The organism is Flavobacterium cupriresistens, from assembly GCF_020911925.1.
In the GTDB taxonomy this organism is placed as follows: Bacteria; Bacteroidota; Bacteroidia; order Flavobacteriales; family Flavobacteriaceae; genus Flavobacterium; species Flavobacterium cupriresistens.
The window spans coordinates 3,020,719-3,041,390 of record NZ_CP087134.1 but is presented as its reverse complement, the minus strand read 5'-3'; the positions used below and the strand labels follow the sequence as shown (position 1 = coordinate 3,041,390).

At 35.0% G+C, this 20,672-nt stretch carries 14 protein-coding genes; 3 read left to right on the top strand and 11 right to left on the bottom strand.

The features are described from left to right. Positions 1-542: 542 nt before the first annotated feature. From LNP23_RS12960 to ychF, 9 genes are all read right to left on the bottom strand, one after another. A complete protein-coding gene (locus LNP23_RS12960; protein ID WP_053004235.1) occupies positions 543-1,268 on the bottom strand; it encodes a JAB domain-containing protein in 726 nt (241 codons plus the stop codon). Between the two features lie 650 nt (positions 1,269-1,918). Further along, positions 1,919-4,642 (bottom strand): DNA gyrase/topoisomerase IV subunit A, encoded by a 2,724-nt coding sequence (locus LNP23_RS12955; protein ID WP_230001497.1) that lies wholly within the window; start codon positions 4,640-4,642, stop codon positions 1,919-1,921. Positions 4,643-5,142: 500 nt separating this feature from the next. Beyond that, positions 5,143-7,014, bottom strand: a complete 1,872-nt coding sequence (locus LNP23_RS12950; protein ID WP_047776245.1) for a DNA topoisomerase IV subunit B — start codon at positions 7,012-7,014, stop codon at positions 5,143-5,145. A 163-nt stretch (positions 7,015-7,177) separates the two neighbouring features. Next, complete coding sequence (pncB, locus tag LNP23_RS12945; RefSeq protein ID WP_230001495.1) at positions 7,178-8,353, bottom strand: nicotinate phosphoribosyltransferase; 1,176 nt, start codon at positions 8,351-8,353, stop codon at positions 7,178-7,180. A gap of 74 nt (positions 8,354-8,427) precedes the next feature. Further along, the gene (locus LNP23_RS12940; RefSeq protein ID WP_230001479.1) at positions 8,428-9,411 is read right to left on the bottom strand and encodes a transglutaminase domain-containing protein; all 984 of its coding nucleotides are present in this window, start codon (positions 9,409-9,411) and stop codon (positions 8,428-8,430) included. Positions 9,412-9,453: 42 nt separating this feature from the next. Further along, the gene (locus tag LNP23_RS12935) at positions 9,454-10,434 is read right to left on the bottom strand and encodes a transglutaminase domain-containing protein (protein WP_230001477.1); all 981 of its coding nucleotides are present in this window, start codon (positions 10,432-10,434) and stop codon (positions 9,454-9,456) included. 3 nt (positions 10,435-10,437) lie between these two features. Then, positions 10,438-10,962, bottom strand: a complete 525-nt coding sequence (locus LNP23_RS12930; protein ID WP_047776252.1) for an NADPH-dependent FMN reductase — start codon at positions 10,960-10,962, stop codon at positions 10,438-10,440. A gap of 160 nt (positions 10,963-11,122) precedes the next feature. Then, positions 11,123-12,037: a YihY/virulence factor BrkB family protein gene (locus LNP23_RS12925; protein ID WP_230001475.1), complete on the bottom strand. Its 915-nt coding sequence runs from the start codon at positions 12,035-12,037 to the stop codon at positions 11,123-11,125. Between the two features lie 340 nt (positions 12,038-12,377). Next, on the bottom strand, positions 12,378-13,472 hold the full coding sequence (gene ychF / locus LNP23_RS12920; RefSeq protein ID WP_047776258.1) for a redox-regulated ATPase YchF: 1,095 nt from the start codon (positions 13,470-13,472) through the stop codon (positions 12,378-12,380). Positions 13,473-13,785: 313 nt separating this feature from the next. Here ychF and LNP23_RS12915 point away from each other — a divergent pair, with 313 nt between their 5' ends. Next, positions 13,786-16,461 (top strand): TonB-dependent receptor, encoded by a 2,676-nt coding sequence (locus LNP23_RS12915; RefSeq protein WP_230001473.1) that lies wholly within the window; start codon positions 13,786-13,788, stop codon positions 16,459-16,461. 73 nt (positions 16,462-16,534) lie between these two features. Here LNP23_RS12915 and LNP23_RS12910 read toward each other — a convergent pair whose 3' ends face one another. Both LNP23_RS12910 and LNP23_RS12905 read right to left on the bottom strand, forming a co-directional pair. Further along, on the bottom strand, positions 16,535-17,701 hold the full coding sequence (locus tag LNP23_RS12910; RefSeq protein ID WP_230001472.1) for a hypothetical protein: 1,167 nt from the start codon (positions 17,699-17,701) through the stop codon (positions 16,535-16,537). A 168-nt stretch (positions 17,702-17,869) separates the two neighbouring features. Further along, entirely contained in the window at positions 17,870-18,220 is a 351-nt protein-coding gene (locus LNP23_RS12905; protein WP_047776265.1) for a 4Fe-4S dicluster domain-containing protein, read from the bottom strand. A gap of 134 nt (positions 18,221-18,354) precedes the next feature. Between LNP23_RS12905 and LNP23_RS12900 the strand changes: the two genes are divergently transcribed. After that, positions 18,355-19,419, top strand: coding sequence for an acyl-CoA reductase (locus LNP23_RS12900; protein ID WP_230001470.1), 1,065 nt, complete (start codon positions 18,355-18,357; stop codon positions 19,417-19,419). A 93-nt stretch (positions 19,420-19,512) separates the two neighbouring features. Beyond that, positions 19,513-20,583 carry a 3-phosphoserine/phosphohydroxythreonine transaminase gene (serC, locus tag LNP23_RS12895; RefSeq protein WP_230001462.1) on the top strand — a complete coding sequence of 357 codons (1,071 nt, stop codon included), beginning with the start codon at positions 19,513-19,515 and terminating at the stop codon, positions 20,581-20,583. Positions 20,584-20,672 lie beyond the last annotated feature (89 nt).

Genomic DNA, 20,672 nt, shown 5'->3' with positions numbered 1-20,672 from the left:
AATAACACTTTATCACCAATAAAAAGGATGTCTCGCAGTTAGCGAAACATCCTTTTTTTATTACTTCTTTTTCTGAACAGCTCAACTTCAGCAAATTTGAGCTCGCTTTTTTTACCATTTCGATACGAGAAATCACACTAGCTGCTCCATTTTTATTTCCCACAATTTTGTCATACTGAGGAACGAAGTATCTTCACAAGTAATTCCGTAAAGTGAAGTTAAACGCTATCGATTCAGCAAACGTAGATCCTTCGTTCCTCAGGATGACAAACTGTACGGAGTTTCTTCTATGATTTCTCGTGCATCGAAATTAACGCTCGCTTTTATCATGGAAATCGGAATGACAGGTCGGGCCAAAAAATGACTCCAAAAATTATATTGCAAATTGCCTCCTGCTTTAGCTGGAGGTTCCAAAATGCATACAAAAAAGGCTTTAGCCAAAATTGCAGTTTTGGCTAAAGCCTTGAAATCTATACTTGATCTGATTCCTCCAGCTAAAGCAGGAGGCTATTCAAACCTTGCTCTAAATCAAGAATGGATTTTTATGATTTTATCTTTTTAGTAACTTGCTCTACTTCCTTTGTAGTAAGATTCAAAATAACTGCTATTTGTTCTATTGTCATCTTCTGTTTTAGTAAATTGGAAATAACCGTCATTTCAAATTCAATCCTTAAAGACTTTTCTATTTTTGCGGTTTCCTTAAATTCTTTTGCCGATTCTTTTAATTGGTTTGTTGTTTCCTTTAATTTATCCGCTTTTTCTTTCCCTAATCTGATTTCCATTTCCTGTTTGCGGATTATTTCTTCTATTTTATACGGAACAACATATTTCAGGCTTTTTTCTAATTGAGCCATTAATCCAATATCCAAAAAACTAATATATTTTTCTGCACTAATAATAAAATGGTCTAAAAATTTTATATCTAAAATTTTCCCCACTTGTATTAATCGGTCTGTAGTATCCTTATCGGCTTCAGATGGAGTCAAATTACCACTCGGATGGTTATGCACAGCGATAACACTTGTAACACCTTTTAATACCGCAACTCTATAAACATTCATTGGCTCTGCTTGTGAAGCTTTTACGCTCCCCATACTTACCAACTCTATATACACGATTGTATTTGCCATGTTTAGCCCTATCATCCAGAAATGTTCCTTCTCACGGTCTATTTTATTATCACGAAACAAAATCTGTCGCATGATTTCGTATAATTCATCAGGATTCGTTACACTAATTTTATCTTTATCTGTTAGCTTAACATTCATTTTTTATTACTTTTTAGATTCAGTAAGTTACACAAACATAATCAATTTTGGTTGATCAACATCTGTATTGTAGGAATAGATTTTATTACTGTTTCATCTAATAAATCAGATTTCGGAGGCACGAGAAATCACACTAAATGCTCCGCTTCTATTTTTCACAATTTTGTCATACTGAGGAACGAAGTATCTTCACAAGTAATTCCGTAAAGTGAAGTTCAACGGTATCGATTCAGCAAACGTAGATCCTTCGTTCCTCAGGATGACAAACTGTACGGAGTTTCTTCTATGATTTCTCGTGCCTCGAAATTAACGCTCGCTTTTTATCATAGAAATCGGAATGACAGGTCGGGCCAAAAAATGACTCCAAAAATTATATTGTAAATTGCCTCCTGCTTTAGCTGGAGGTTCCAAAATGCATACAAAAAAGGCTTTAGCCAAAATTGCAGTTTTGGCTAAAGCCTTGAAATCTATACTTTATCTGATTCCTCCAGCTAAAGCAGGAGGCTATTCAAAAAAAACTTTTATCGCTTCATATTAAAATAAAATCATTCTAATCCATTAATCTGTGGCAAAAAATCTAAATCGCTATATAGCTACAAGCAAAAGCAAAAAAAACCGCCTCAAACTGAGACGGTTTACACTAATTTATCTTAATCCAGAACCAGACCAATCTGGCCGTCGTCATCTAATTCGGTTTCAACTGAACCATCGTCATTATAACTCACTTTTCTTTCTACAACCTCTTCTACAGGCTCTTCGTAAGGCAATGGCTCTAATAAATTAACCTGTTTCAATTTATCAGTGGTCAATTGATTTCCTAATGCTTTAAATCCTTTTACAGCAATGAAATCCTCAACATCAATATGTAAATCTTCTTTCTGAACTCCTTTTACTTTTGCAAAAACCAATTGCGCAAGCGGACGATAGTCTGTCGATACAATTTCTAATTGCGAATTTGGGTGATCGGTAATAAAACTTTCTTCCTTGTTTTCGGTTTCCACCAGAAAACGTTTCAGAAAATAGCGCTCTTTTTCCCCATCATAATAAATCGCTGAGATCGGTTTCTTAGGTTTCCATTTCTCCAGAACAATCATATCTTCATCAAAATGAGTAGACAATTCCGGAATGATAACTTTTACTTTACCTGCCTGGCTAATGACCAATATCTTATCACTTGGCTTAAATTCGCCTAACAGTTCGCCTCGTGCATCTACATTCAGACGTTTTACCGTATCGTCGAACCAAACTTTTCTTGGTAGTAAAGTTGAAATTCCTTTCTCTTTTAATTCGATTTTTTTAATTGGATATTTAGTAACCAGATTCCCTTTTGAAGCGCGTCCTTTAATCGCCAAATTAGCAAAATCAATATCAAATTTCAATTTTTTGATAGTTCCAATCTGACGCAGTAAAATGGTCACCACCTCAGCTTCTCCGTTTGGATTATGTGAAAAATAAACGACCTGTGAACCATTTGTACCATTTGTCAAATCGTAAGGTTTGTCACGGGTAACTCCAGTCACGTTAAAACGTTTTATATAAGAAGGACCCGATTTACCATCACGATACATCATGTTGTAAATTGTACGTTTGTCTCCTTTATCAAAAACGGCAACATGTATAATATCTTTTCCTGTAAATGTTTTGGAATCGACTTTTGTAATCATCAATGTACCATCACGCAAAAACACAATTACATCATCAATATCAGAACAATCTGCTACATATTCGTCTTTCTTTAAACTCGTTCCGACGAAACCTTCTTCGCGGTTTACGTACAGTTTTGTATTTCTTAAAACTACTTTTGTAGCTTCAACATTATCAAAAATACGAAGTTCTGTCTGGCGTTCACGACCTTTTCCGTATTTCTCTTTTAATTTCGTAAAGTAGGCAATGGCAAAATCTATCAGGTTTTCTAAATGATGCTCTACCTCTTTCATTTCGTCTTCTAACCTAGCGATAAGATCATCGGCTTTATCAGAGTCAAAACGGGTGATACGAATCATCGGAATCTGAGTCAGTCGTTGCAAATCATCGTCGTTGATTTCTCTGACGAATGCTTTTTTGAAAGGCTCAAATCGATCGTACATATATTTGTATAATCCTTCTTTATCACCATACAGCTTAAAGTCAATATACATTTCTTCACGGATGAAGATTTTTTCTAAAGTAGCAAAATGCCATTTGTTTTTTAATTCCTCCAATTGAATTTCCAACTCCTGACGCAGTAAATCAACCGTTCTCTCTGTTGAAATTTTCAACATATGAGAAACTCCTATAAACAACGGTTTATTGTCTTCAATTACACAACCTAAAGGCGCTACAGAAGTTTCACAGGCCGTAAAAGCAAACAAAGCATCAATTGTTTTATCCGGAGAAACGCCTGGAAAAAGGTGAATTAAAATCTCAACATCGGCTGCTGTATTGTCTTCGATTTTCTTGATTTTGATTTTACCTTTATCATTGGCTTTCAAAATACTGTCAATCAAAGTCGTGGTATTGGTCGAAAACGGAATTTGTGTAATCACCAATGTGTTTTTATCCAACTGGGCAATTTTAGCGCGCACACGCACACGACCGCCACGAAGTCCGTCATTATAATTGGACACATCGGCAATACCCTGTGTCATAAAATCCGGATAAAGTGTAAACGGTTTTCCTTTTAAAATCTTAATTGAAGCATCGATTAACTCATTGAAGTTATGAGGTAAAACTTTCGTTGAAAGTCCAACCGCAATACCTTCAGCTCCTTGTGCCAGTAGTAATGGGAATTTTACCGGAAGATTGTTCGGTTCAGCACGACGTCCGTCATACGAAACACCCCAATCGGTAATTTTTGGAGAGTATAAAACTTCCAAAGCAAATTTAGACAAACGCGCTTCGATGTAACGCGAAGCTGCAGCACCGTCACCCGTTAATATATTTCCCCAGTTTCCCTGGCAGTCAATCAATAAATCTTTTTGACCAATCTGTACCATAGCGTCACCAATACTAGCATCTCCGTGTGGGTGATACTGCATGGTGTGACCAACTACATTGGCAACTTTGTTATAACGACCATCATCCAGCTCCTTCAAAGAGTGCATAATACGACGTTGTACCGGTTTAAATCCGTCTTCGATAGCAGGAACTGCACGTTCCAGAATTACGTACGACGCATAATCCAGGAACCAGTCTTTATACATTCCGGTTACTTTCGTAATCGTATCCTGACCTTCCTCTTCCTGATTTTCGTAAAAATGCTGGCCTTCGAAATGTTTGGCATCTACATCAATAATTTCGTCAGAATCCCCATCCTGATTATCATCAGCTGAGTTTTCTTCGTAATTATTATCTTCCCCGTCCCGAATTATGTTATCGTCTTCTTCGTCTTTCATTATTTATATTCGAAATTATAAATTTAATGTTATCTGTTTTCAATGCGTTTTTTTAATACTGACTCACTAGGTAAAACGGTCTTATACTTGCTGGCAAAAATTTGCTCATTATTTTCATCTTCCAAATGCTTTTTTCATCATCAATACGCATTAAAAATTGTAGTGCGTAAAACTCAATTTGAAAAACGAAGACAATGTTGGATAATCTAGTTTACTAAATTGAGCAGTAACCGACTGCTCTTTTTGAGATATGAATTCCGCAGTCACTGATTGCGTATTTCGAATTTGTAAAATCCGCATCACTGACGCGGAAATTGAGTAAGTCAAATAAAACTTCCTTATTCTTTCCAAATTATCTATCGAAAATCCTTTTCCAAATTCTTAATTCAATCGTTGTAAAAGTCCTGATAAAACCTGCTGTCTAGCGTTTTGAAGCAACTCGACTACTTGTTGAAATACATCTTTATTTTGCAGATTGTTTGACAATAATATGTTGTTTTTTAAGCTTCTTCTTCAATCGCATCCAACTCCACCTTCAAATTCTTGATAATAAACTCTTGTCTGTCCGGTGTATTTTTACCCATATAAAAAGACAATAATTGCTCAATCGAAGTATTTTTATCCATCATAACCGGGTCAAGGCGAATGGTATCTCCGATAAAGTTTTTAAACTCGTCGGGCGAAATCTCTCCCAATCCTTTAAATCGCGTGATTTCCGGCTTTGGTTTTAATTTCTCAATCGCGTCTTTTCTTTCTTCTTCCGAATAACAATAGATCGTTTCTTTTTTATTTCTAACCCTAAAAAGTGGTGTTTGCAAAATGTATAAATGCCCTTCTTTTATTAATTCGGGGAAAAACTGAAGAAAGAACGTAATCAACAACAAACGGATGTGCATACCATCGACATCGGCATCGGTTGCGATTACGATATTGTTGTATCTTAATTTTTCTAATCCGTCTTCTATATCTAAAGCAGCTTGCAGTAAATTAAATTCTTCGTTTTCATACACAATCTTTTTGCTCATTCCGTACGAGTTCAGAGGCTTACCACGTAAACTGAAAACGGCTTGTGTATTTACATCACGCGATTTGGTAATCGATCCCGATGCCGAATCTCCCTCGGTAATAAACAAAGTACTTTCTAAGTTTCTTGGATTTTTTGTATCAGGAAGATGTGCACGACAATCTCTTAATTTTTTATTGTGAAGATTGGCTTTTTTAGCACGGTCTGTGGCCAGTTTTCTAATTCCTGATAGTTCCTTACGTTCGCGTTCTGCTTGTAAAATTTTACGCAACAAGGCTTCTGCCGTTGGTGTATTTTTATGTAAATAATTATCTAATTTGGTTTTCACAAAATCATTTACAAAAGTACGAACCGATACTGCAGGCGTTCCATCATCAGAACCCATGTCCATTGAACCCAATTTGGTTTTGGTCTGAGACTCAAAAACAGGTTCCATTACCTTGATACTAATCGCACTCACAATCGATTTACGAACGTCTGATGCCTCAAAGTTTTTGTTATAAAATTCTCTAATGGTTTTTACAACAGCTTCTCTGTAAGCGGCTAAGTGCGTACCTCCTTGTGTGGTATTCTGACCGTTTACAAAAGAATGGTATTCTTCGCTATATTGTGTTTTACTGTGTGTTAAAGCGATTTCAATATCATGATCTTTCAAATGAATAATCGGATATTCTAAATCTTCTTCACTGATGGTTTCTTCTAATAAATCTCTAAGACCGTTTTCTGAAAGGTATTTTTCACCATTGAAGATAATCGTCAAACCATTGTTCAGATAACAATAGTTTTTGACCATTTTGATTACATATTCTAAACGGAATTTATAGTTTTTGAAAATCGTTTCGTCCGGTGTAAAAGAAACCTTTGTTCCTTTTCGTTTTGTTGTATCAATTACATCTTCTTCTGAAACAAGATTCCCTGCCGAAAATTCTGCTGCTTTCTGTTTCTCATCACGAACCGATTCTACACGAAAACTACTTGACAAAGCATTAACCGCTTTTGTTCCGACACCATTCAGACCCACTGATTTCTGGAAAGCTTTAGAATCGTACTTTCCTCCAGTGTTCATTTTCGAAACTACGTCGACTACTTTACCTAACGGAATTCCACGTCCGTAATCCCGAACAGAAACCGTTTTATCCTTGATCGTCACTTCAATAGTTTTTCCGGCACCCATAACGAATTCATCGATACAGTTGTCTAAAACCTCTTTTAAAAGAATATAAATACCATCATCTGGTGAAGATCCATCACCTAATTTTCCGATATACATTCCCGGACGCATACGGATATGTTCTTTCCAATCGAGTGATCGAATGTTATCTTCGTTATATTGATTTTGCTCTAGCATAAATGAATTTAGGATTTTTGGCTAATGTACCATTTCTGGGTAAAAAATGAAAGCGTATCATTTTAAAGTTATCAATAAAAACGGCTTTTTAAAACTATTTAAATTGATTTTAAAATAATACGGACCTTAAAAATATAAAAAATCAACGTTACAACAAAAAATACTATTTAATTCCCAGTACTTCTTTTGCCAAAGCAATCATTTCGGGCGTTCCTGTATTTTTATTTTTTTCGTCAGAAAGTTTCACAACTCCCTGCCAATGTGTATTATCTGGTTTGGTATCGGTTAATTTCACCACCATATTCATAGACGGAAGGCCAACATCATTGGTAAAATTAGTTCCGATTCCAAAAGACATTCTGATCTTGTCTTTACAGAAATCGGATATCACTTTTACTTTATCAAAATTAAGAGAATCCGAAAAAACAATACTTTTTGACTTGGGGTCAATTCCCATCTTGGTGTAATGTGCAATTACTTTCTGAGCAAATTCTACGGGATCACCACTATCATGCCGAACGCCATCAAAAAGTTTGGAGTATTTTTTATCAAATTGGTTGAAAAATATATCCGACGTATACGTATCTGTAAGCGCAATTCCGAGATCTCCTCCATACACCTGTGTCCAATGCTCCAAACTCATTGAATTGGCCATCTTAAAGCCGTATTGTGCTGCATGAAACATAAACCACTCGTGTGCATGTGTTCCCAGTGGTCGTTTATTGTTGACCATTGCAAAATGCACATTACTGGTTCCAATAAAACTTTGATTACCAAAATTATTCAGCGTTTCATTTACCAACTCCTGCACCTCGTAAGAATGGCGGCGGCGTGTCCCAAATTCCAAAACAGCCACCCCAAGTGCATTGTAATTATCTATTTTATCTTTGGTCAGGCTTTTTATGGCATCATCGTTTAATCGAATCAGAAGATTGGCTTTATAAAAAAGTTCCGATATCAGAGCCATCAAAGGAACTTCCCACAAAATGGTACGATACCAATAGCCTTCAATAGTAACTTTTAACTCTAATCCTTCCTGACTAATTTCGACTTCTGAAGGATCAAAACTGTATCCTTGCAAAAAATCCAAATAGGTGGGATCAAGGTAATGGGTATGATGAGACAAATAACGCTTCTCTTCTTTTGTCAATCGCAAATCTGCCATCGCATCAACCGAACGCCGAAGCAAATCAGCAAAACCGGGCGGAAAAACATGCTTTCCACGATTGATAAAAGCATAACGCACCTTTGCTTTTGGAAAAAGTTTAATTACAGCATGCTGCATCGTAAATTTATAGAAATCATTATCTAAAATTGATTTCAGAAAAGTTGTTTCCATAAGTCCAAAACTATTTTTTTATACTTCTTGCTAAGATACGCTATTAAAATAATATTTCGAAATCTCCTTAAAGTCTAAATTGTTTTTGGAACTACTTTAAAAGAAGCAAGAGCATTTTTATCAAGATACAAAGTAATAAAACGACCCTGTTTTCTATTATAAGTAATTTGAAATTCTAATACCCCATCCTGTTCTTTTAGATTTTCAATTTTAACTTTTTCTTCCTTTTTATCAAGATAATAAAGATCATCCCCTTTTGAAACATTTTTAATCTTAAAAGTTACCTTATCTCCTTCATTAGCATTAATTACACCCGAAAAAGGCATTAAGATTTCGCACTTTTCCGCTATAAAATCGTTATAGATAAGTGGTCCATTCAGAAATTCATTTTTATTTCCTGTATTACCTTTGTACATCGCAGCTTCAGGATAATGTTTGGCGTTAAAATATTTTGGCTCCATGTCAAAATAAATAGGCGTAAATTTCCTTACCAGTACTTTACGTTTGAAATCATAAGACCCTTGTCCCCAGGTAACATCAATTAAAATCCATTTTCCATCAACCTGAACCGTATTCCAAGCATGATTCGAAAGATAATTTCTTCTTCCAATATCCGGTAAATCTACTTTTGAATCCCCGGTTACTACCTGACATTTTAATCCGGTTAATGCAGCCAAATGTGCATACAAATTCGCAAATCCTTCGCATACCGCTTTTCGGGATCTAAAGGCTTTTTGAGTAGTACTGGCATCGTTTAATTGTTTTTTTTTAGCCCAATCAGCATCCTCTTTGGCTGAAAAACTTTTTTTATCGCGTGGATTTAAAAATGTCTCTAAATCATATTCTAAATTTAAAGCAATCCAACTGTATATTGCTCTTGCTTTATCATGTTCTGAAGTAAAATCTATTTTAATTCTTTCTGCTAATTTTGTTGTGTTTCCAAAATCCGGATATTTTAATACAATACTGTCAATAGCGCTGTAATTTTGGGAATAAGAGGCATGTAAAAAAATCATATTCGCAAAAAGGAATAAGATAAGGAGTTTTTTTAGTGGCATTTAATTAAGGTAATTTTTGGGAAATCTGGTTTTAAGTTTTATTTATTTTTGAATAACTTTAAAGGAAACAATACTGCTTTTGTCAAGATAAAAAGTAAGGTATTGGCCGATATTCTGGTCAAATGTAACCTGAAATTCTAAACTTCCCCCCCTTTCTTTTGAGTTTTCGATTCGAACCGCCTGATTTTTTTGATTCAGATAAAAAAGTACCGCTGTTTTTGAAATGTTTTTAATTCTAAAAGTAACCTTATCGCCTTTTTTCACTGTAATAGTTCCCGATTGAGGTGCCATAATTTCATAGTCCCCTTCAATCGTTTTGTTATAAATCAGAGGTGCATTCATGAAATCACTTTTACTTAATTGATCCCCAAGATAAGTACCTGAATCAGGAAAATGTTTGGCAAAAAAATAGGATGGATTGGTATCAAAATAAATGTCCGTAAAATCTTTGGCCAATTTTCTTTTGCTTTGATCGTAATATCCTTCTCCCCAGGTCACATCTACCAATCGCCATTTTCCATCTGCTAGAACAACATTCCAGGCGTGGTTAGAGGTAGTGTTTTGTCGCCCGATATCATTCAATCTGGTTTTAGAATCTCCGCGGACAATCTCACACTTTAAACCAACCAATCCTGCCAAATGACGGTACAAAAGCGTAAACCCTTCGCAAACTGCTTTTCGGGTTTTAAACACTTTTTGAAGGTCTTTATCATTCTGAAGTTTTATTTTTTGCTGTTTATCCAATTCAGTCGTATAACTAAAACCTCGTGCTCTTGGAGGATTCAGATATGTGGCTAAATCGTAACTTATATTAAAAGCAATCCAACTGTAGATCGCTCTTGCTTTGTCGTAATCTGAAGTAAAATCTTTCTCAATTCTTTCTGCTAATTTTTCAGTACTGCTAAATTGCTTTGGGTATTTTAAAACAATATTGTCAACCGCATTATACTTTTGCGAGTAAGCGGATTGTAAAAAAAGGACACTTAGAAAAAGAACGAAAATGGTATTTTTTTTTAATATCATGGACTAGAAACTGGCTTTTATACTCTCTTTTAATTCTCTATCTAACTCTGTATTTGAAATTTTATTTTGCTCAATATCAAAATTAGCATTGAAAGCCGGTAAGGAGAAAGTCGCTTTTATCTGCGCTCCATACCTTGGTAAAGCATTGTTTGCTATTTCTAAAACAGATGCTCCTCCTCTAGCTCCTGGTGAGGTCGCTAATAACAGCATCGGCTTTTGCTGAAAAATTTCTTTCATAATTCTGGAACTCCAATCAAAAAGGTTTTTGAAAGCTGCCGAATAATTTCCGTTGTTTTCTGCCAGAGAAATGACCAAAGTATCAGCACTCTCTATTTTACTCAAAAACAATTTGGCAATTTCGTGCTGTCCTATTTCTTTTTCCAGATCGACACTAAACAAGGGCATTGCATAATCATTTAAATCTAAAACTTCAATTTCTGCATTTTCAAATAAACCGGCTGCGTATGTTGCCAATTTTTTATTGATTGAATGCTGACTGTTACTTCCTCCAAACGCTATAATTTTCATATGTATAAATATTAATTTTTCTTTGTGTTTTTAAACATTTAAGGTACTCATTTTCTAAACCATATAAGTAATGTAAGTTCATTAAAGCTTTGCGCATAGTTTGAAAAGCTTTTTAATATGAACTTACATTACTTATATGGTTAAAAAAAACGTATTATTATCATTCCTTGATTTCGAAAATTTCTTTTTTTATTTCGACCGAATACTCGTTTGGCACAATCTGTCCGCCGTATGATTTTGCATATACTTTCGTAAATTCAGCTCCAAAATATAAAATAATAGCCGAGTAATAAACCCAGACTAAAATAATAATTACAGAACCTGCAGCTCCGTAAACGCTGGCGATAGTTGAACTACCTAAATAAAATCCAATCGCAAATTTACCGATCATAAAGAGAGCCGCTGTGCAGGAAGCTCCTATAAAAGCGTCTTTCCATTTTATGACCCCATCGGGCAGCGTTCTGAAAATAATGGCAAAAAGCAACGTGATACTCGCCAAAACAAGGACTAAATTTATAACATAAAAAAGATATACCGTACTTTCGGGGAAATATAATTTCAACCTGCTGTTTAAAAGGTCTAAAACAGTATTTAACATTAAACTGACCAGCATTAAAAACCCCACAGAAGCAATCATAGAAAACGACATGATCCTGTTTTGAATGAATTTCTTTAGCCCTTTATTAGGCTTGGCTCTAAGTCCCCAAATAAAATTAATCGAACTCTGAATCTCTGCAAAAACACCCGAGGCCCCGATAAGCAACATCACAACTCCAAAAACCGTAATAAAAACATTGCTATCTGACAATTGCACATTTTTTATCGCTTCCTGAATCTGAATGGCGGCATCGTTTCCTACCAATCGGTTGATTTGTCCATAAAGTTCTCCTGTTACGGCTTCTTCTCCAAAAAAGAAACCACATATCGTTATAATGATGATCAACAAAGGTGGTAATGCAAATAATGTATAATAAGACAGTGACGCACTTAACTTGATCGCGTTATCTTCGTTGAATTCTAGAAAAGTATCCTTCAGTAAATTCCATGATTTTAAAAATATATTTTGACGTTTCACGAGTTCCGGTTTTAGACATACTCTCAAATTTAAGGATTCAACAGAAAAATTACGTTTCGATATTCCCTTAGAAGTTTATCAGATTCCCATGTTAGTTTAAGGTAAATTAAGACGGGAAGCTTTTTTTTTAAACCATATAAGTAATGTAAGTTCATTTAAACTTTGCGCATAGTTTGGAAAGCTTTTTAATATGAACTTACATTACTTATATGGTTAGAAAAGCGCATTACTTTTTTTTTGCACGCAGATTTAGATTTGGCGCATAAAAAAACCGCTAAATTTCTTCAGCGGTTCAATCTATATTCTTTATTCTATTCTCTTTATTCTATCGTCAAAAAAATTATACGTTGAAACGGAAATGCATTACATCACCATCTTTCACAATATATTCTTTTCCTTCTACTTTGAATTTTCCTGCTTCTTTTGCTTTGGCTTCTGAACCGTATTGAACGTAATCTTCGTATGAAATTACTTCTGCACGGATGAATCCTTTTTCGAAATCAGTGTGGATAACTCCGGCTGCTTGTGGTGCAGTAGATCCGATATTGATCGTCCAGGCACGAACTTCTTTTACACCTGCTGTAAAATACGTTTGTTGTTTTAATAATTTGTAAGCAGCACGAATTAAAACAGATGCTCCCGGCTCTTGTAATCCCATATCTTCAAGGAAAACCTGACGCTCTTCGTAGCTTTCTAATTCGGTAATATCTGCTTCTGCTCCTACTGAAAGGATGATAACTTCAGCATCTTCGTCTTTTACTAACTCACGAACCTGATCTACATATTTATTTCCGTTTACTGCTGAACTTTCGTCAACATTACAAACGTATAAAACCGGTTTTGCGGTAATCAATTGGAAAGATTCCATTAGAACCTCTTCATCATTCCCTTGAGGTACAATAGTACGAGCCGACTTAGCTTGTAATAACGACTCTCTGATTCTGTCTAAAAGCCCTTTTTCTGTTTGCGCTTCTTTGTTTCCGGTTTTAGCGGCACGGTTTACTTTTTCCAAACGTTTTTCAACCGTTTCTAAATCTTTCAATTGAAGTTCAATATCAATTGTTTCTTTATCACGAATTGGGTTTACATTTCCGTCAACGTGTACAATATTATCATTATCAAAACAACGTAAAACGTGAATAATAGCGTTACACTCTCTAATGTTTCCTAAAAATTGGTTTCCAAGACCTTCCCCTTTACTTGCGCCTTTTACCAAACCTGCGATATCTACAATATCAACGGTTGCCATTTGTACGCGTTCTGGCTTTACTAACTCTTCTAATTTGTTAATTCTCGGATCCGGAACGTTTACAACACCAATATTAGGCTCGATAGTACAAAACGGAAAGTTGGCACTTTGCGCTTTTGCATTAGATAAACAATTAAATAATGTTGATTTTCCAACATTTGGTAATCCTACAATTCCTGCTTTCATCTGTTGACTCTATTTATTTTTTATGTAATCCCGATTTTATCAGGACTTCCCACCTCATGTTATCCTTATACAGGAGTCACTTTAAACGGGTTATGATTTACGTATTGTTCTTATTCTTCTGTCAAAATATTATTTTTCGACTTTAAAATTTTGCAAATATAAGATTTAATAGCTCGCCAGTGAAGTAAAAATGATGATTAATATTTTTAAAAGCATCCTCTTGAAAATAATTATATTTTTTATTAATTTTTTGTTAAAAAACATTACTTTTATAATATACCAAACAGAAAAAGTAAACCAAACTTAAGTAACTATGAAAAAGATTGCACTATTATTATTTCTATTTAATACGGTATTTCTCTTTGCTCAAAAAGAAATATCGGGAGTTGTAAAAGACAAATCAGGCACACCAATACCGGGAGTTAACGTTCTTGAAAAAGGAACAACAAATGGGGTATCTACCAATTTTGAAGGCGGTTACCTTATAAAAGTAAAAGAAGGTGCTACCTTAATTTTTAGTTATGTTGGCTATACTAATGTAGAAAAATCAACAACAAACCGTATAACTGACGTTACTTTAGACGAAAATGGCGGACAAGTACTAAGTGATGTCGTAATTGTTGGATCAAGAAATTCCAAAAGAACTGTAGTCAATTCTGCTGTTCCTATTGACGTTATTAGCGTAAAAGATGTTACTACCCAAAGCGGTAAATTAGAGATTAATGAATTACTGCAATATGTCGCTCCTTCTTTTAATGCCAACAAACAGTCCGGTTCTGATGGTGCCGATCACGTAGATCCTGCTTCCTTGAGAGGTCTGGGACCGGATCAAACCTTAGTTCTTATTAATGGAAAAAGAAGACACCAATCGTCACTTATTAATTTATTTGGAACTCGCGGGCGTGGGAATACAGGAACGGATTTGAATGCAATTCCGGCTACGTCTATCAAAAGAATTGAAATTTTACGTGATGGTGCTGCAGCACAATACGGCTCTGATGCTATTGCGGGGGTTATTAATATTGTATTAAATGACAATGTTGATGAACTAACCGGATCCGTAACTTATGGCGTGTTTAATACCAATGCAAAAGGTGATTTCCTGGACGGAACTCCAAATACCAAAGATTTCAGATTGGATCAAAACGGGAATGGAAATTCATACGGTAAAAACCAATCTTTTGATGGTGGATCCGTAAAAGTAGCTGCCAACTATGGAGTTGCTATTGGTGAGAAAGGCGGTTACGCTAATTTCACTACAGAATACATCAACAAAAACAAAACACTCAGACCTGCTTATGATTTTAGAAAAGGTTTTGGAGATGCCGCCATTCAAGGCTTTAATCTTTTTGGAAATTTATCCATTCCTATTTCTGAAAAAACGCAGTTTTATGCTTTTGGAGGCCGAAATTACAGAGATACTGATGCTTATGCTTTTACCAGAAATGGTGGCGAAAGAGTGGTAGAATCTGTATACCCGGGTGGTTATACACCAAGAATTACCTCTAATATTGTGGACAATTCTTTGGCGGCAGGATTTAAAACCAAAACAGCCAGTGGATGGAATATCGACATGAGTAATACTTATGGGAAAAACCTTTTTCATTACTATATAAAAGGAACCATAAATGCTTCATTAGAAGACAAATCTCCAACAGAATTTGATGCCGGCGGACACAGTTTGACTCAAAACACTACTAATTTTGATCTTTCTAAAAATTACGATTCGGTATTGAGTGGTTTAAATCTTGCTTTTGGAGCAGAATTCAGAACAGAAAAATTCAACATTTTTGCCGGAGAAGAGGGTTCTTATGCAACCTATGATACTAATGGAAGACCTATAACGGATCCTACAACGCAACAGGCTCCAACAATCCCAAATCCGGATTATGACCCTACTAAACCTACTTCGCCTGATAATCCTTTAACAATTTCAAGACCAGGAGGATCACAAGGATTCCCAGGATACAGCCCTGCCAATACAGTTGATAAAAGCCGTACCAACTTATCCTTATATACAGATGCTGAGTTGGACGTAACAGAAGCCTTTTTATTAAGCGGAGCGGTTCGTTTTGAAAACTACAGTGATTTCGGAAGTACTCTAAACGGAAAATTAGCTGCCAGAATAAAAGCAGGAGAACATATTAACTTCAGAGGATCTGTAAGTACCGGTTTTCGTGCTCCGTCATTAGCACAAATTTACTATAACTTACGTTTTACAAATTTCAATGCAGGCGGTGCTACCGAAGTTTTACTGGCTCCAAATAATAGCCCTGTTACAAAAGCTTTTGGAATTCAAAAATTAAATGAAGAGAAAGCCGTGAACGCCTCTTTGGGTTTCACTGCTACATTTGGTGACTTCACAGCAACAGTAGATGGTTATTATATCAAAGTAAAAGATCGTATCGTTCTTACCGGATATTTTGATGCAAGTGCTTTTAATCTTGGCGTTGACAAAGCGCAGTTTTTTGTTAATGGTGTTGATACCAGCACACATGGTTTGGATTTAGTTTTGGCCTGGAAGAAAAAATTCGGAGCCTCACAATTTGGAGTGACTTTGGTTGGAAACATCAATGATATGAAAATTGATAATGTGAAAAATGGTTCTCTGGCCGAAGCTACTTTCTTTGGAAAACGTGAGAAAGCCTTTTTATTATCCTCCGCTCCGGACAGCAAATTTGGTTTAAACTTAAACTATTCTAAAAATAAATTTGATGCGGGCTTAGCGTTCACACGATTTAGTAAAGTAGTTTTAGTGGACTATGGTGACGAAGATGATGTTTACAACGCAAGATTAATTACAGATCTAACAGTTGGTTATAAACTGACAAACAACCTAAAATTAAGTGTGGGTAGCAATAACTTATTTAATGTATACCCAACTAAACAAGACGAATTAGGTAACACCGAAGCCGGTGGTTATTGGGATGCGGTTCAAATGGGTTTCAGCGGTGCTTACTACTATGCCAGAATTGGATTTAATTTCTAATAGGTAGTACATAAAAAAATAAATCCGACAGGTTTTTGAAACCTGTCGGATTTATTTTTTTATATTTTTAAAACTACAGCTTAAAATCTAATGCGCTGATTAATACTTTTTCCTCTTCAGTAGCTGTGAATCCTGAAATATCCCAGTAATTAGTCAAAATCTTATTGCGTTTATTAAAAAGGGTTTTCTCTTTAAAAACATCGCTATCCTTATAACTAAACTTTTGCTTATTGAAATTGGTCGTAATAAAATTATTGCGAACATGGATTTTTTTAACTTTATTATCTTTCAGAATAAGATCATACGCAATCTCTTCATTCGAACTCAATAAATAATAGTCTAAGCCATCCAGTCTGTAATTTACTTTCACCACCGATTGGGTAATATTCTTAGCTCCTACTCCTATTTTATCTACTTTTTCGGCTAATGTTCTCGGAGTAATCGTAATCGAAAACTCCATAATTACTTTTTTTACCGGATCGTACACAATTTCGAAATTATCTACTGCGTCTTTAGATTTATCGCGTGGACTAATACTCATTATATAATAGTCCGTATTAGAAGGATGTCCTTTGGTAAAAAAATCGTACTCCTTTTTTGCTTTTGGACTTAAGAGTGGATCCAAATAACTTAAATTCGAATAATTCTCCATGATATTATTCAAATTATATCCTTTTAAATCTGCGCTTACATCATTTTCCAATAAACCATACGAACGATTTTGCTCTACCAATAATGTAGTATTCACTTTCTTCTGGTTCACCGTAAATTGAAAATTAACAAGACCGTCATTATAATACGAATATTTGTTATCAAGACTAAAAAATTCCCTCACATACACCTTTAATCGATAAGGCATGGCCAGTTTCTTTCTGGAACTGGAGATAATTTTTTGCAGTGTTTTTTGAGGAGATTCTTTAGATAAAACAATTTCATCTAATTTGCTGTGTCTGTTTTTTAAATAAACAACAAATCCACTTTCTTTTAAAACAGCCCATCGCACGGTTAAATCTTCATGATCCGGTTCCGAAACCTGAACATTAGTACCCCCATTTAGTATAAAAGTAACTTTACCCTCTACATTACTTAATAAAATTTGCTTGGTTTTCATGATCACAACCGATGCATTTTCTATAGGCAACTGTGTTTCCAGGTCTTTTACAACAATAGAATACTCTGCGTTTTGGGCTAAAACACTGACACTAAAGAACACAAAAAGTAAAAGTAAAACTCTCTTCATAGGATGCTTTTAAAATTATCAAACAAAGTGTTAAAAAACATCGCCAAATTAACTAAATTAAATCCTTAAATACCAATACTATACAAAAATAAAATAAGAAATAGCTGGTAAAAAAAATCCCAAGTTCTAAAACTTGGGATTTTTCTTATGTTTAAAACTTGTGAAATATTATTCGTTGTGCAGAAATGCCTGACGCTCTAGTAACGTTTCTTCATCTTCTACATGATTATCATCAGGTACGCAACAATCAACCGGACATACTGCAGCACATTGAGGTTCGTCATGAAAACCTTTACACTCCGTACATTTTCCGGGAACAATGTAATATACTTCATCAGAAATTGGAGTTTGTGCATCACCTGCATCTACTTCAGTTCCATCAGGTAAAATTATTTTTCCGGATAAACTTGTACCATCTTTGTATCTCCAATCATCCGCTCCTTCATAAATTGCTGTATTCGGGCACTCCGGTTCGCAGGCCCCACAGTTAATACATTCGTCGGTTATAATTATTGCCATTTTTGTCTTAGTTACGAGTTAAAAGTTACAAGTCGAGAAATAATCGATTAAGATTTTATTCTCCTTTGCCTTATAACTTAATATAGCTTATTTTTGTGCAAAATTACAATCAAAACAATTCATAAACAAACATTATGACATTAGAAACAAAAAAAAGTGTTTTTGTTGAATTAGGAAAATTCTTAAACCAATTTTCTGAGCAGGATACAATTAAAAAATCGGATGTTTTACACAACGATTTATTTTTTGATGATTTCGAAAAACTCATTCACTTATCGCAATCTCATAATGGCTGGTATACTCCTGAACAGGTTTATTTTGCTCTTCAATCCTGGGCTGCTGCCTTAAAGGAAGAAAACATTACAAAATGGCTTTCTGCTTATTCGTTAGACGCTGCTGAAAATGACAAAACGGTAGCTTTGATATTAGCAGGAAATATACCATTGGTAGGTTTTCATGATTTTTTATCTGTTTTACTGACAGGAAATCGTGCTATCATCAAAACATCTTCAAATGATCAGCATTTATTGCCTTTTTTCGCAAAATACATCATTGCGGTTAACCCTGATTTCAAAGATAAAATCACTTTTGTCGAAGGTAAATTGGAAAATTTCGATACTGTAATTGCTACGGGAAGCAACAATACAGCGCGTTATTTTGAATATTATTTTAAAGACAAACCTTCTATTATTCGAAAAAACAGAAATTCGGTCGCTGTTTTAAACGGAAAAGAAACCAAAGAACAACTAGAAGCTTTAGGGGAAGATATTTTCAGATATTTTGGTCTGGGATGTCGCAATGTCTCGAAACTATTTGTTCCAAAAGGATATTCTTTTACTGCTTTTTTTGAAGCAATTTTCAAATATCAGGACGTTATACATTATGAAAAATACGCCAACAACTACGATTATAATAAAGCGGTATTCTTAATGAGTAATTTTAAATTGCTAGATAATGGCTTTCTAACGATAAAAGAAGACCCAAGTTACGCCTCACCTATTTCGAGTGTTTTTTATGAGTTCTACGATGATATTGAAGAGCTGGAAAAACGCCTTCAGGCTGATGCTGAACAAATTCAGTGTATCGTTAGTAACGATTTAGTAAAAAACAGTATTTCGTTCGGACAAACACAAAATCCGCAATTATGGGATTATGCGGATAACGTAGATACTATAACGTTTTTGTTAACAACAAAGTAACAAAATGTTCAAACATTTCTAATATTTTATCGCTTTTTCCGCTCCTATTGCCGAAATTTGCGTCTTTAAAATTCTCGACTATTAACAAAAACCATGAAAAAACACAACTACAGCGCAGGACCAAGTATCTTACCTCAAGAAGTTTTTGAGAAGGCATCACAAGCAATTTTAAATTTTAACGATTCAGGACTTTCTATCCTTGAAATCTCCCACCGAAGCAAAGATTTTGTTGCTGTAATGGAGGAGGCGCGATCGCTTGCTTTAGAACTACTTGGTCTTCAAGGAAAAGGATACCAAGCCCTATTTTTACAAGGTGGTGCCAGTACAGCATTCTTAATGGCTCCGTATAATTTGATGAAAGAAAACGGAAAAGCAGCCTATTTAGATTCAGGAACCTGGGCAGCAGCTGCAATAAAAGAAGCCAAAAATTTTGGTGAAACGGTTATCGTTGGTTCATCAAAAGAAGAAAATTACAACCATATTTCAAAAGGTTACGAAATACCAAGTGATGCTGATTATTTTCACTGTACCAGTAACAATACTATTTTTGGAACTCAAATGAATGATTTCCCTACTACAAACGTTCCTGTAGTTTGCGATATGAGTTCAGATATTTTTTCACGTGTTTTAGATTACTCTAAATTTGATTTAATCTATGCCGGAGCTCAAAAAAACATGGGTCCAGCTGGAACAACTTTGGTTGTTATAAAAGAGGAAATTTTAGAAAAAACCGGAAGAACTATTCCAAGTATGTTAGACTATGCTAAACATATTAAAGCAGAAAGTATGTACAATACACCTCCTGTTTTTGCTGTTTATGTATCGTTATTAACTTTACAATGGATTAAAAATAAAGGTGGCGTTGCTGCAGTTGAAAAATTAAATGACGCAAAAGCAACTTTACTTTATAATGAAATCGACAGAAATCCTTTATTCAAAGGAGCAGCAGCAGTTGAAGATCGTTCTAAAATGAATGTTACTTTCTTATTGAACAATCCGGATCACGCAGCTACTTTTGATGCTTTATGGAAAGAAGCTAATATTTCAGGATTGCCGGGTCACCGTTCTGTTGGTGGTTACAGAGCTTCTATTTACAACGCAATGCCTATCGAAAGTGTTCAGGTTTTAGTTGATGTAATGAAAGCTTTAGAAACTAAAGTTTAATTGTTAATTCGGTTACTTTTTTAATCGAAATAATGGTTTGCTCAGAATACCGGAAGCCCTAGCCCCGATGGGAGGGAAAATCCTTTTGC

Bases quoted from the DNA above. Each gene is read 5' to 3' on its own strand.
- ychF (WP_047776258.1), bottom strand. From the start codon at position 13,472: ATGAAAGCAGGAATTGTAGGATTACCAAATGTTGGAAAATCAACATTA.
- LNP23_RS12910 (WP_230001472.1), bottom strand. From the start codon at position 17,701: ATGAAGAGAGTTTTACTTTTACTTTTTGTGTTCTTTAGTGTCAGTGTT.
- LNP23_RS12960 (WP_053004235.1), bottom strand. From the start codon at position 1,268: ATGAATGTTAAGCTAACAGATAAAGATAAAATTAGTGTAACGAATCCT.
- LNP23_RS12940 (WP_230001479.1), bottom strand. From the start codon at position 9,411: ATGCCACTAAAAAAACTCCTTATCTTATTCCTTTTTGCGAATATGATT.
- LNP23_RS12900 (WP_230001470.1), top strand. From the start codon at position 18,355: ATGACATTAGAAACAAAAAAAAGTGTTTTTGTTGAATTAGGAAAATTC.
- LNP23_RS12930 (WP_047776252.1), bottom strand. From the start codon at position 10,962: ATGAAAATTATAGCGTTTGGAGGAAGTAACAGTCAGCATTCAATCAAT.
- LNP23_RS12950 (WP_047776245.1), bottom strand. From the start codon at position 7,014: ATGCTAGAGCAAAATCAATATAACGAAGATAACATTCGATCACTCGAT.
- LNP23_RS12905 (WP_047776265.1), bottom strand. From the start codon at position 18,220: ATGGCAATAATTATAACCGACGAATGTATTAACTGTGGGGCCTGCGAA.
- LNP23_RS12915 (WP_230001473.1), top strand. From the start codon at position 13,786: ATGAAAAAGATTGCACTATTATTATTTCTATTTAATACGGTATTTCTC.
- LNP23_RS12935 (WP_230001477.1), bottom strand. From the start codon at position 10,434: ATGATATTAAAAAAAAATACCATTTTCGTTCTTTTTCTAAGTGTCCTT.
- LNP23_RS12955 (WP_230001497.1), bottom strand. From the start codon at position 4,642: ATGAAAGACGAAGAAGACGATAACATAATTCGGGACGGGGAAGATAAT.
- pncB (WP_230001495.1), bottom strand. From the start codon at position 8,353: ATGGAAACAACTTTTCTGAAATCAATTTTAGATAATGATTTCTATAAA.
- serC (WP_230001462.1), top strand. From the start codon at position 19,513: ATGAAAAAACACAACTACAGCGCAGGACCAAGTATCTTACCTCAAGAA.